This window comes from Salinarchaeum sp. Harcht-Bsk1 (assembly GCF_000403645.1).
In the GTDB taxonomy this organism is placed as follows: Archaea; Halobacteriota; Halobacteria; order Halobacteriales; family Salinarchaeaceae; genus Salinarchaeum.
On record NC_021313.1, the window covers coordinates 858,306 to 871,143 of the forward strand.

General features: G+C 68.3%; 12 protein-coding genes. 8 read left to right on the forward strand and 4 right to left on the reverse strand.

What is annotated here, in order from left to right:
• Window positions 1–139: 139 nt before the first annotated feature.
• Window positions 140–2,698, forward strand: a complete 2,559-nt coding sequence (locus L593_RS04090; RefSeq protein ID WP_020445669.1) for a DNA topoisomerase I — start codon at window positions 140–142, stop codon at window positions 2,696–2,698.
• 98 nt (window positions 2,699–2,796) lie between these two features.
• The gene (locus L593_RS04095; RefSeq protein WP_020445670.1) at window positions 2,797–3,495 is read left to right on the forward strand and encodes a phosphoglycerol geranylgeranyltransferase; all 699 of its coding nucleotides are present in this window, start codon (window positions 2,797–2,799) and stop codon (window positions 3,493–3,495) included.
• Window positions 3,496–3,522: 27 nt separating this feature from the next.
• On the opposite strand, the gene L593_RS04100 is transcribed toward L593_RS04095, so the two are convergent.
• On the reverse strand, window positions 3,523–4,980 hold the full coding sequence (locus tag L593_RS04100) for a sulfatase (protein ID WP_020445671.1): 1,458 nt from the start codon (window positions 4,978–4,980) through the stop codon (window positions 3,523–3,525).
• Window positions 4,981–5,566: 586 nt separating this feature from the next.
• Between L593_RS04100 and aspS the strand changes: the two genes are divergently transcribed.
• The 6 genes from aspS (at window position 5,567) to L593_RS04125 (ending at window position 10,673) form a co-directional block, all read left to right on the forward strand.
• Complete coding sequence (aspS, locus tag L593_RS04105) at window positions 5,567–6,871, forward strand: aspartate--tRNA(Asn) ligase (protein WP_020445672.1); 1,305 nt, start codon at window positions 5,567–5,569, stop codon at window positions 6,869–6,871.
• Window positions 6,872–7,166: 295 nt separating this feature from the next.
• Window positions 7,167–8,204 carry a succinylglutamate desuccinylase/aspartoacylase family protein gene (locus tag L593_RS04110; RefSeq protein WP_020445673.1) on the forward strand — a complete coding sequence of 346 codons (1,038 nt, stop codon included), beginning with the start codon at window positions 7,167–7,169 and terminating at the stop codon, window positions 8,202–8,204.
• Between the two features lie 94 nt (window positions 8,205–8,298).
• Entirely contained in the window at window positions 8,299–8,454 is a 156-nt protein-coding gene (locus L593_RS15875; protein WP_020445674.1) for a hypothetical protein, read from the forward strand.
• Complete coding sequence (locus L593_RS04115) at window positions 8,451–8,963, forward strand: Hsp20/alpha crystallin family protein (RefSeq protein WP_020445675.1); 513 nt, start codon at window positions 8,451–8,453, stop codon at window positions 8,961–8,963. The genes L593_RS15875 and L593_RS04115 overlap by 4 nt, the downstream gene beginning before the upstream one ends.
• Window positions 8,964–9,025: 62 nt before the next feature.
• On the forward strand, window positions 9,026–10,066 hold the full coding sequence (locus tag L593_RS04120) for a hypothetical protein (protein WP_020445676.1): 1,041 nt from the start codon (window positions 9,026–9,028) through the stop codon (window positions 10,064–10,066).
• Window positions 10,067–10,226: 160 nt separating this feature from the next.
• The gene (locus L593_RS04125) at window positions 10,227–10,673 is read left to right on the forward strand and encodes a DUF5790 family protein (RefSeq protein WP_020445677.1); all 447 of its coding nucleotides are present in this window, start codon (window positions 10,227–10,229) and stop codon (window positions 10,671–10,673) included.
• Between the two features lie 106 nt (window positions 10,674–10,779).
• Here the strand turns inward: L593_RS04125 and L593_RS04130 are convergent, their stop codons facing one another.
• The 3 genes from L593_RS04130 to L593_RS04140 form a co-directional block, all read right to left on the reverse strand.
• The gene (locus L593_RS04130) at window positions 10,780–11,079 is read right to left on the reverse strand and encodes a hypothetical protein (RefSeq protein ID WP_020445678.1); all 300 of its coding nucleotides are present in this window, start codon (window positions 11,077–11,079) and stop codon (window positions 10,780–10,782) included.
• Window positions 11,076–11,453: a transcriptional regulator gene (locus tag L593_RS04135; protein WP_020445679.1), complete on the reverse strand. Its 378-nt coding sequence runs from the start codon at window positions 11,451–11,453 to the stop codon at window positions 11,076–11,078. Before L593_RS04135 ends, L593_RS04130 begins: the two co-directional genes overlap by 4 nt.
• Window positions 11,454–11,593: 140 nt before the next feature.
• Window positions 11,594–12,769 (reverse strand): CBS domain-containing protein, encoded by a 1,176-nt coding sequence (locus L593_RS04140; RefSeq protein WP_020445680.1) that lies wholly within the window; start codon window positions 12,767–12,769, stop codon window positions 11,594–11,596.
• Window positions 12,770–12,838: the final 69 nt, after the last annotated feature.

Below are 12,838 nucleotides of genomic sequence, written 5' to 3' on the forward strand. Positions count from 1 at the left end.
GAAAGTGCGCGTGCGTCGGCCGCGGCCGCCCACCCGCTAGCGCGCACCCGCACACTCCCGCCGGCGGGCGCGCACACCCGCGCCTTCTTGCGATTCCGGAAGCTTTAGGAGCACATTTGCCGTAGGTGGTAGCGACCGAATGGACCTGATCGTCACCGAGAAGGACAACGCGGCCCGCCGCATCGCGGAGATCCTGAGCGACGGGAGCGCCGACGTCGATCGCCGGGGTGACGTCGCCGTCTACCGGTGGGGCGACCGCGCCTGCGTCGGCCTCTCCGGGCACGTCGTCGGCGTCGACTTCCCGCCGGAGTACTCCGACTGGCGCGACGTCGAACCAGTCGAACTGATCGACGCTCCGATCGAGAAGCGCGCGACCCAGGAGGGGATCGTGAGCACGCTCAAATCGCTCGCGAAAAAAGCCGATCGCGTCACGATCGCCACTGACTACGACCGCGAGGGCGAGTTGATCGGGAAGGAGGCTTACGAACTGGTGCGGGACGTCAACGAGGACGTCCCGATCGACCGCGTGCGCTTCTCCTCGATCACGCAAACGGAGGTCCGCACCGCGTTCAACGATCCCGACGAGATCGACTTCGACCTCGCAGCGGCCGGCGAGGCCCGGCAGGTCATCGACCTGATCTGGGGCGCCGCACTCACCCGGTTCCTCTCGCTGTCATCGCGCCAGCTCGGCGAGGACTTCATCTCCGTCGGGCGGGTCCAGACGCCGACCCTCAAGCTCCTCGTGGATCGCGAGCGGGAGATCCGCGCGTTCGACCCCGAGGACTACTGGGAGCTGTTCGCCGACCTGGAGAAGCGGGAGGACGGAGACACGTCGGCGACGTTCGAGTCGCAGTACTTCTACCTGGACGCCGAGGACACCGAGGCCGAGCGCGTCTGGGACGAGGAAGCTGCCGAAGCAGTCGAGCAGGTGCTCGCTGCCGACGCCGCGGCCGCGACCGTCGAGGACGTCAACCGTCGCACCCGCACCGACGCCCCGCCCGCACCCTTCAACACCACCGCGTTCATCCGCGCCGCCGGCGCCGTGGGCTACGGCGCCCAGCGCGCGATGTCGATCGCCGAGGACCTCTACACGGCCGGGTTCATCACCTACCCGCGGACGGACAACACGGTCTATCCCGACGACCTCGACCCCGAGGAGCTGGTGTCGGCCTACGAGGGCCACCCCACACTCGGCGAAGACGCCGAAGCGCTGCTCGAGGCGGGCCTGAACGACCCCACGGAGGGCGACGACGAGACGACCGACCACCCGCCGATCCACCCGACCGGCGAGTGGCCCGACCGGGGCGAACTCTCCGACGACGAGTGGGAGGTCTTCGAACTCGTCGTCCGGCGCTTCTTCGCGACCGTCGCCGACCCCGCACGCTGGGAGCACCTCCGCGTCACCGCGGCGGTGCCCGCCGGCGACGCTCTCTCCGATCCCGCAGCAGTCCTGCCCGACGGCGGCACCGAGGTCAGCCTGAAGGCCAACGGGAAGCGCCTGCTCGAAGCGGGCTACCACGACGTCTATCCGTACTTCTCCACCAGCGAGAACTTCGTCCCCGACGTGAGCGAGGGCGAGGTCCTCCCGATCGACGACTCGCGGCTCGAGGCCAAGCAGACCCAGCCGCCCCGGCGGTACGGCCAGTCCCGGCTCATCGAGACGATGGAGGACATGGGCATCGGGACGAAGTCCACCCGCCACAACACCATCGAGAAGCTCTACGACCGCGGCTACATCGAGGGCGATCCGCCGCGGCCCACCGAACTGGCGATGGCCGTCGTCGAGGCCGCCGAGGAGTACGCGGATACCGTGGTCAGCGAGGACATGACCGCCCAGCTCGAAGCGGACATGACCGCGATCGCGGAGGGCGAGATCGACCTCGACGAGGTCACCGAGGAGTCCCGCGAGATGCTCGATACCGTCTTCGAGGAGCTCGTCGAGTCCCGCGAGGAGATCGGCGACCTCCTGCGGGAGTCGCTCAAGGCCGACAAGGCCCTCGGCGAGTGCCCCGAGTGCGGCGAGGACCTCCTCCTCCGGGAGTCCCGCTACGGCGGCTCCTTCGTCGGCTGCGACGGCTACCCCGACTGCGAGTACACGCTGCCGCTGCCGGACTCCGGCGAGCCCCTCTTGCTCGAAGAACGCTGTGAGACCCACGGCCTCCGCCACGTCAAGATGCTCGCCGGGCGCAACACGTTCGTCCACGGCTGCCCGCTCTGCCGGAAGGAAGAGGCCGGCGAGGGCGAGATTCTGGGCGACTGTCCCGAGTGCGGAACCGCTCACGGCGGGGAGCTCGCTATCAAGACCCTGGAGAACGGATCGCGGCTGGTGGGCTGTACGCGCTATCCCGACTGCGACTACTCGCTGCCGTTGCCCCGAAACGGCGAGATCGAGGTGACCGACGAGACGTGCGACCAGCACGGGCTCCCGGAGCTACTGGTCAAAGACGACGAGGACGACGACGAGCCCTGGGAGCTCGGCTGCCCGATCTGCAACTACCGCGAGTACCAGGCCCGGGAGTCCGAGTCCGGAAGCGACCTCGAAGCGCTGGACGGCGTCGGCGCGGCGACGGCTGAGAAGCTGATGGACGCCGGCGTCGAGAGCATCGAGGACCTCGTGGACGCCGACGCGGATCGCATCGCCGCGGACGTCGACGGCGTGAGCGCGGATAGATTGCGCGAGTGGAAGGCGAAGGCCTGAGCGGGGACCAATAGCACGTATTCCGTCGCCGGAGCGGCCAAATCGGGCCATTCGCCCTTCCGGAGCCTTTTTCCGGGCCGCAAGACCACGCTGGCGTAATGACCGCGCCGTGGACGGAGTGGGATCACATCCTGAAGATCGATCCCGACAAGGAACTCGTCGATGGCGAGACCTTCGCCGACGTCTGCCAGACCGGTACGGACGCCCTGGAGATCGGCGGCACGCTCGACATCACCAGCGAGAAGATGAGCCGCGTGATCGAGGCCTGTGCCGAGTACGACGTGCCGCTCTATCAGGAGCCGAGCAACCCCGCGGTCGTCGTCGACGACGAGGCCGTGGACGGCTTCCTCGTGCCCGTCGTGTTCAACGCCGGCGACATGGCCTGGATGACCGGCTTCCACAAGGAGTGGGTCAAGACCGACCACGTCGACTGGGCTCGGACGACGACGGAGGGTTACATCATCCTGAATCCGGATTCCAGCGTCGGCCAGCTCACCGAGGCGGACTGCGATCTCGACGCCGAGGACGTCGCGGCCTACGCCGAGATCGCAGAGGAGATGTTCGGCCAGGAGATCGTCTACCTCGAGTACTCGGGCATGCTCGGCGACCCCGAGAAGGTCCGGGCAGCTGCAGACGTACTCGAGGAGACGACGCTGTTCTACGGCGGCGGCATCCACGACTACGACTCGGCGCACACGATGGCCAGCGAGGCCGACGTCGTGATCGTCGGCGACCTCGTCCACGAGGAGGGCGTCGACGCCGTTCAGGAAACGGTGCAGGGCGCGAAGGACGCCTGAAACCGGGCGCTGCCTGCACGCGCGACGCTACTGATACAGCTCAAGACCGGCGGGACCGCTCCGCGCGACGTGTCTGAGTTCGTCGCCCTCCTCGCCGACGTGGTGCTCGACCCAGACCGCCATCTCGCGTTCCAGTTCGGCGGCGACCTCCGGGTGCTCATCGATCAGGTTCTCCTGCTCCCAGGGATCCTCGCGCATGTCGAACAGCGCCCGTTCGGGCAGGTCCCACTCGCCGTCGTCGTAGGTGCGGACGAACTTCCAGCGGTCGGTCCGGACGGCACGCTGGGCAGTGTAGAGGCCGTGATCGACGACGATCCGGTCGCGCCAGTCGGTCTCGGGGTCCTCGAGGACCGGGCGGAGCGAGGCGCCCTGCCACGCGCCGGAGGCGTCGAGATCGGCGTAGTCGGCGATCGTCGCAGCGTAGTCGACGTTCGTGACGAGGGCGTCGCGCGATTCGCCGGCAGCGGACGCTGCTGCCGCGTCGGCGTCCGAGGCACCGGCGGAATCCGCTGGCGGCTTTACGAGCAGCGGGACCCGCTGGGTGCCGTCGTGGGTGCTCCAGTGCTCGCGATACAGGCCGTGCTCGCCGAACTCCTCGCCGTGGTCGGCGGTGAGGACGATCAGCGAGTCGGCGTACAGGTCGCGGGATCGGAGTTCGTCGAGGAATCGGCCGACCTGTTCGTCGACGTAGCTGATCTCGGCGTCGTAGTGGGCGATCAGTTCGCCGAGTGCCTCGCGATTTTCGACCTCGTCGTACACGGAGTGCCGGAGCGAGTGTTCGAAGGCCGGGTCCGCCGCGCTGCGCCAGCGATCCCACTCGCGGTGGGTCTCGATCTGCTCCTGCGTGGGGTAGGGCGGTAGCTCGCCGTCGCGGAACGGCTCGACCGCCTCGTCGCTCCGGAGGTAGGGCGCGTGGGGATCCCAGTACTGCAGGTAACAGAGGCCGTCGCCGCCGCGGCGGTCGAGGTCGTCGAGCGCGTCGATGGCGAGGTCGGTGACGGTCGAGCCACGTGGCGTCTGGAAGTTCTCGAGGCGGCTGGGATCGGTCGTCTCGCCCGGACCGCCGGTCGTGGGCTCGCGCGGGTGGTGGAAGTCAGTCCAGAGCTGGTAGAACCACGGCGAGGGATGGCGCGGGAACGAGGAGACCGCGACCGCGGCCTCGCCGGCGTCGAAGAAGACCTCCGGAAGCGTGCGATACTGCGGCGCGGCGTCGAAGATGTCGCCATCGTAGTCCGTCCAGGAATCGGGCGAGGAGAGGACCTGCGAGCGCGGCCCGTGCGTCTCGATGCCGTTCGAGACGCCGTGGCGACCCGAGAGCAGTGCCGCGCGGGAGGGCATGCACGGCGAGTTCGCGACGTAGGCACGGTCGAAGCGAATCGCGTCCTCCGCGAAGTCGTCGATGTTCGGAGACGTGGGCTTGTCGTAGCCGTAGATGCCGAGGTGGTCCGGCCGGAGCGAGTCGACGTCGATGACGAAGACGTTCACGCGCGAGGGGTTGGCTCGTGGTGTGGTAAAGGTTCGGCGCGAGGAAAATTGCGGGCTGTAACCGCATACGGAAGCCCCTCCCGGAGATCCACCCTCTGGTTAGCTCAGGCCAGCCGAAACCCCGGTGGGATGCGGTGGCGCGCGTTTCGCAGCTGCCACGCGGCCGCGTAGCGTGCGAGGTCCTCGTGAGCGTAGTGAACGAGGGCTCGGAAGACGAGCAAAGCGAGTCTTCCGGTGGACGACCGAGCGTAGTCCTCGTGAGCGAAGCGAACGAGGGCCCGGAAGTCGCAGCCCGCGAGCGAAGCGAGCAGGAACGTCTTGCGGCGCGAGGGAGGAGGCTGGGGAGGATTGAGGATGCGGTTGTGGGGTGGGACTTCGAAAGGGGCCGGACGGTCGGTCGTTCCCGGGTGAAGCAAGCACCGCAACCGAGCGAAGCGAGGTGAGGAGTACAGCGAGCCCCGGAATGTCGAGCGTTCGGGGGCTTTCGGGGCTCCTTGAAACGGAAGCAGGTCAACTACCGACAGCAACCACAACGTTCCCTAGACGAATCGACGGGGTTTACAGGCCAGCCTTCGCACCGGACCGTATGGACGACCGAACGTATGCTGCAGAGGCCGAACCCGGCCAGACCGCCACGATCGCCGGGTGGGTCCACGAGGTCCGGGACCTCGGGGGCATCGCCTTCGTGATCGTGCGAGACGCGACCGGACGCATCCAGGTGAAGGTCGAGAAGGGCGAGATCGACGAGGACCTCGAGGAACTGGCAACGGAAGTCACCCGCGAGAGCGTCGTCGAAGTCACCGGCCCCGTCGAGGAGGAGGAGCGCGCGCCGACCGGCGTCGAGATGACCATCGATTCCTTCGAGGTCGTCGCCGAGGCCGAACCCGAACTGCCGCTGGACCCCTCCGGCAAGGTCGACGCGGAGCTTCCGACGCGACTCGACAACCGGACGCTCGACACTCGAAAGCCCGAAGTGAAGGCGATCTTCGAGATCCGCTCGACGGTCCTCGAAGCGGTCCGCGAGGAGTTCCGTAACCTCCGCTGTACGGAGATCACGACGCCGAAGATCGTCGCGACCGGGACCGAGGGCGGCACGGAGCTGTTCCCGATCACGTACTTCGGCCAGGAGGCGTTCATGAACCAGAGCCCGCAGCTGTTCAAGCAGCTCGCCGCGGGCGGCGGCTTCGAGCGCGTCTTCGAGATCGGCCCGATCTTCCGCGCCGAGGAGCACAACACGCCGCGGCACCTCAACGAGGCGACGTCGATCGACTTCGAGGGCGCGTTCTGTGATGCCGGCGACGCGATGGACGTCGCGGAGGCGATCGTCACGGCGGCCTACGAGGCAGTGTCCGAGCAGAACCAGCGCGAGCTCGAGCTGCTCGACCTCGAGGAGGAGTTCGCCCCGCCGGAGGGCGACTTCCCCCGACTGACCTACGAGGAGGCCATCGAGCGCGTCAACGCGACCGGCGCCCTCGACGAGCAGCTCGTGTGGGGCGACGACCTCTCGACGGAGGCCGAGAAGGCCCTCGGCGAGGACGTCGGCCGGCACTACTTCATCACGAACTGGCCCAGCGAGGTCAAGCCCTTCTACATCAAGGACACCGACGAGGACCCCCAGGAGTCCACCGGCTTCGACCTCATGCACCCCGTCATGGAGCTCGTTTCCGGCGGCCAGCGCGAACACCGCCACGAGCAACTGGTGGAGGGCTTCGAACAGCAGGGCCTCGACCCCGCGCAGTTCGAGTACTACACGAAGATGTTCAAGTACGGCATGCCGCCCCACGCTGGCTTCGGCCTCGGCGCCGAGCGCCTGGTGATGACGATGCTGGACCTGGACAACATCCGCGAGACTGTTCTGTTCCCGCGAGACCGGCAGCGGCTGAGCCCGTAAGGGCGAGGACGCAACGTGTCGAGCGGGAGCTCGTCACGAGCGAAGCGAAGTGACGGCGTTATCCGTCGAGTGGGAGCTCGATTGTCGCAGCCTGAACAGCGATCGAACCGCGTCTCGCCAGAGCGGCGACGCTCCCGGACGTCGGGAAGGCCGACGGCGAACGAGGACGGCGTTCAGAAGTGCGTGCCGACGGCCCAGTAGCACCGGGAGGCGCCGTTTCGATGTCCAGCGATCGCAGCGATTCCGGTGAGCCAGTCCCAGCGACTTTATCCCGCCGGACCGCCGACGAGGGTCTATGCCCGACGCGGCGGATTTCACCTTCAGCGGAGGCAAGGTCGAGCCAGGCGACACCGCCAACCTCCGCTTTACCGTTAGCGAGACGTACCTCGGCGACCCGGTGCGGATCCCTGTCACGATCGTCAACGGCGCCCACCCCGGCCCGACGGTCTCGCTCACGGCCGCGGCCCACGGCGACGAACTCAACGGAATCGAGGTCGTCCGCGAGGTCGCCCACGACTGGAACCACGACGACCTCCACGGCACGCTCGTCTGCCTGCCTGTCCTGAACGTCCCGGGATTCCTCGCCCAGCAGCGCTACCTCCCGATCTACGACCGCGACATCAACCGGTCCTTCCCCGGCGACGCCGAGTCCACGAGCGCCAAGCGGATCGCCGACTCCATCTTCCGGAACTTCATCGACCCCTGCGACCTCGGGATCGACTTCCACACCTCGACGCGCGGCCGGACCAACATGCTCCACGTCCGCGCGGACATGGCGGACGAGTCCGTGAGCCGGGTGGCCCGGGGCTTCGCCTCCAACGTCATCATCGACTCGGAGGGGCCGAGTGGCTCGCTGCGCCGGGAGGCGAGCGAAGCGGGCGTGCCGACGATCACCGTCGAGATGGGCGAGGCTCACCGCTTCCAGCGCGGACTCATCGACCGCGCGCTCACCGGCGTCGCGAGCGTCTTCGCCGAGTTCGGTCTCCACCCCGACGCTCCCGTCAAGTGGCCCGGCTGGCGGACCGTCATCGAGGAGAGCGCCAACAAGACGTGGCTCCGCGCCGACGTCGGCGGCATCGTCGACATGCACGCCAAAGTGGGCGGCCTCGTCCGGGAGGGCGAGTCGATCTGTACGATCACGAGCCCGTTCAAGATGGAGGACGAGGTCGTCGAAGCGCCGTTCACCGGGTTGCTCGTGGGCGTGCTCGAGAACCCCGTCGTCTATCCAGGGAACCCGCTGTGTCACGTCGTGAAGCTGACCGGCGACACGTTACGGGCCCTCCAGAAACAACAGGAGGACGACATCGACGGCGACGGCGACGCGGCGGTCTGAACGGAGCCTCGATGGGTGCACGCGACCGTTCATGCTGGCCCGAGCAGTGACCGGAGACCAGCCTTTGAATAGGACCGCCGCCGAACGTCAGGGCATGCCACCGACCCAGGAAGTCGCCTGCGAGAACGACGACTGCTTCCTCGACATGTTCGAGAACCACTACACCTACGACGTCCCCGAGGACTACGGGATCGACGAGCTGGCCTGTCCCGTCTGTCAGGGGACAGACCTCAGGGCGATCGAGCTGTGATCAGGGAGTTCGGCGAGTCCGTCGGCGAGGCGGTACTCAAGCGGACCGGCCGGGCCGCCGCGGGCGTCCAGGAGCGGCGACCGCTTCCCGCGGACCTGCTGGAGAGCGACGACGCCTACCTCGCGGTCTTCGACGTGCCGGGCGCCGCCGCGAGCGACGTGCAGGTCCGGTACAGCGACGGCCGAGTGCTCGTGCGCGTCGACCGATTCCGCTCGTTCCACGACGGCTTCACGATGCAATTCCCGGGCCGGGGGCTCTCGCTCGACGGCGAGGTCGACCTGCCCGACGACGCCGTCGTCACCGCCGACGAGGCGAGCGCGACGCTGACCGATCGTGGGACCCTGGAGGTCCGCCTGCCGAAGGTCGCGACCGCAGAGGTCGACGTGGGCCTGGAGGGCGAGGGAGAGATGGTCGCCGACGAGGGTGAAATGGACGAGGAGGAAACCGAGACGGCCGACGCCGACACGGACGACGGCGGCCAAAACGACGACGCGGACGACGCTGCCTGAATCCCCACGGACACCCTGCTGCGATCGGGAGCTATTAGCCGCGGTGGGCCGATGGCCCGAGCATGGCCCGTACGGCGCTCCGGAGCGTCAGCGACGCGATCGAGGCGACCCGGTCCTTCCTGCTGCCGTTCTCGGTCGGACGGTTCGCGAAACTCGTCCTCGTCGCACTGTTCCTGGGGACCCCCGGAACGCCGCTCCCGGCGAGTCCGCAGTTCGCGGATCCGACGTACTGGCGTTACTCGAGCCCAGGTGACGCCGCGAACGGCGACGTCGACCCCGGGACGATCGGCGGCGTCGCGGTCGCCTCCCCCGACGCGTGGCCAGCGTGGCTGCTCGCGGCGGTCGGGATCGGACTCTTCCTCGTCGTCGCCTACGGCTTCCTCGGCGTCGTCATGCGGTTCGTCCTCGTCGAGACCCTCGGGTCGGACGAGGTCCGGATCCGACGGGACGCGGGACGACACCTCCGTGGATCGCTCGGCGTGCTCGCGGTGCGGATCGTCCTCTGGTCGCTCGTGTTCCCGGTGGTCGTACTCGCCGCGCTCTCGACGGCCGGGGTGGGCCCGCTGGACCTCGGCGGCGTCGGCACCCTCGCGCTGGCGGCCCTCGCCACGGTGGCGCTCGTGCTCGCCTGGGCGATCGAGGTGCTCACGCTCCAGTTCGTCGTGCCGACGATGATCGCGGCGGATCGGGGGGTGCTCGCCGGCTGGCGACGGTTCTGGCCGACGTTACGCAGCCAGCCCGTGGAGTACGCGCTCTACGGCGTGGTCCGGGTGGCCCTCGGCGTCGCGGTCGGGATCGCCGCCGGGATCGGCGTGGCGGTGGTGCTCGCACTCGCAGGGGTCGTGCTCGGGACGATCGGCGCGATTGTCGTGGTCGCCGCCGGAGGGTTCGGTTCGATCGGGCCGGGGTCGCTGGCTGTGCTGGGACTGCTCGTCGCGATCTTCGCGCTCGTCGGGATCGTCGCCTCGGCCGCCGTCGCGGTTCCCTTCCAGTGTTACCTCTGGATCTACGCGCTGTTCGTGCTCGGGGACACGGACCCGGGACTCGACCTCGTGCCGGACCTTCGGGAAGCGACGCGGGGCCAGGGAGCGGCGCTCGGGTGACTCAGGTGGATTCGCGGCGGAACCTCGATAGCCACGAATCGATTGCGAAACGATAGTGAAACACCGTCCGGCCAATATCGGGAGCCTGGGCCCCCGAGCCGTTCAGTTTCACTTTCACTGTCGGGCGATCCCTTAGGTCCCCTCGGACCGAAGTAGAGGTATGAGCCAGTCAACGCTCGCTGACGACGACCTCTTCGGCGAGGCCGCCTCCGAGATGCGCGCCGACGTCGAGGACTCCCTGGAACAGGCCCGCGGCGCCCTCCCCGCCGCCGACGACGTCTGGGACGTCGACGCGGACAACACGTTGGGCGTGCTCAACGGGTTGAAGACCGCCCTCGACGTGGGGGACGCCGTCGACCACCTCCGCGACGCCAAGAAGTGGTACACGATGGGCGAGCGCGCCGACGCCTTCGAGGACGCCGAGGACCTCGAAGCCGAGATCGAGTCCGTCGAGGAGCTGATCGAGACCGTCGACGCCGCACACGAGGACGTCGGCAACCTGACGTCGACGATCCCCGAACTCCGTGGCTCGCTGGAGGAAGCGGCTGCGGCGGCGGGCGACGCGACCGACGCCGACGGCGGCGACGAGACGGTCGAGGCCGAGTAATCGCTCGGGAACGATCGAGCGAGCAGCGAGTCGGTCGGAGGAAGAAGTCGTCGGATGGAACCGGTGGCAGCGACACGAGGTCGAGCGCGATGTGCAGCGACGCTGATTACTGTGGCTCGTACAGCGAGTACGCGATGACGAGCATGCCAGCGAGTACCAGGAGACTCTCCACGAGCACTCCGACCGCGAGCGTCTGCTCGAGCAACTCCGAGGAGAACCCGGCCATCAACACGCCGAACGTGATCAGGCCGAACCCGGTCGCGAGCATCCCAAGCGAGCGATCCTGTGTCCGCGCGTAGGCACGGTAGGCGAAGAACGTCACGGCGCCGCCGGTCAACAGGAGCAGCGTCTTGACGATCGCGATTGCGAACTGTACCTCCGTTCCGGCGGTTGCGTGTGGGCTCATAGTTCCTTCTGTACCTCCGACCACATGCGGGCCAGCCGCTCGTCGGCCGACCGCGTCGGTCGCGTGATCTCGACGGTAAACTCCCTGTCCTCGTCGAGACCGACCTCGACGTTCTCGAACGCGAGTGCGTACCGCGTCGTGTGTCGGCCGTCCGAGCGAATCTCGGTGAGTTCCTCCAGCAGCGACGCCTCCGAGAGCTGGTCGAGCTTGCGGTAGGTCGTCGACTGGGGGATCCCCGTTTCCTCGGAGAGCTCCGCGGCCGTCATCGGGCTGTCGATCGCGCTGAGGAGCTCCCGGCAGTCCGGATCACTCAGCGCGTCGAGGAGGGCGGCGAGGTCGGTCGCGTCGGCCTCCTCGAACGGATCCCGAACCATCGATCGGATACCGGCAGGCACGCATCATAAAACGTCCGACACGGGGCCGACGCTGCCGGGCGCGGCCCGTGCGATAGCGGAGCACACGCAGCCCACGCGCTGGCCATTCGAGGAACCCGTCGGCGACGCCGCCAGACGGCCTACGTGGGGCGGTCGACCGGGGGCCGTCCGGCCGTCGCCGACTCGGCGAGTTCGCCGCCCTCTCGGAGGACGTCGAGCGCGGCCATCAGGTCGCTCCGCGAGAGCAGGCCGACGAGCATCCCGTCGTCGACGACGAGCAGGCGCCCGACGCCGTGTTCCTGCATCCGGGTCAGCGCGGTCATCGCCTCGCCGTCGGGCGCGATCGTCACGAGGTCCGTGCTCATGATCTCGCGGACCTCGTAGGCATCGCGCTCGACCTCGCGGACCTCCCGGGCGTCCCCGAGCGTCACGACGCCGACCGGCTCCCCGTTCTCGATCACGGGGTAGCCGGTGTGGCGCTCGCGGACCATCCGCTGGAGGAGTTCCGTGACCGAGACGTCCGGAGAGACCACGTGAAGCCGATCGACGGGCGTCATGACGTCCTGGACCTGCACGCCCTCGAAGGCGGCCTTGGTGATGACCTGCTGGGCCTCGCCGGCGGCCGCGATGTAGACGAAGAAGGCGATCCCGACGAGGATGATGTCGAGCCGAAAGAGGCCGAGCAGGCCCATCAGGATCGCGAGCCACTTCCCGACGTTGGCGGCGATGCGCGTTGCCTCCGCGAACGAGCGCGTGCGACCCAGCAGCGCTCGCAGCACCCGGCCGCCGTCCATCGGAAACGCGGGCAGGAGGTTGAACACCGCGAGCGCGACGTTCAACACGCCCAGGTACAGCAGGACGTACGTGACCTGGTCGTTGCCGGCGGGCACGACCGTCGAGAGTGCGTAGGCGCCGATCCCGATCGCGACGCTGACCGCGGGCCCGGCGATCGCGATCTGGAGCTCCTGCTTCCAGTCCTCGGGCAGTTCCGAGAGCGAGGCGATCCCGCCGAAGATCCAGAGCGTGATCGAGTCGATCGGGAAGCCGTAGTGCATCGCCACCAGCGAGTGACCGAACTCGTGGGCGAGCACGCAGGCGAAGAGCCCGACCGCGGCGACGACCCCGATGAGCCACGGCGTCGCTCCGCCGGTGAGCGCGTTCACGGAGAGCCCCGCGCCGAGGACGTCGTTGAACAGTTCGGCCGTCGACTCGATGCGGGAGCCGATGATGTACGCGAACAGCGGCAGGACGAGCAGGAACGTGAGATCGAGCTTGACGGGGACCCCGAAGGCCGATCCGATCCGAAAGCTCGGCATGGCAGGCCGTTCGGGCGGCGTCGACTTAACGTAGTGCCCTCCGGCAGGGAGAAATAGTCGCCTGCGATC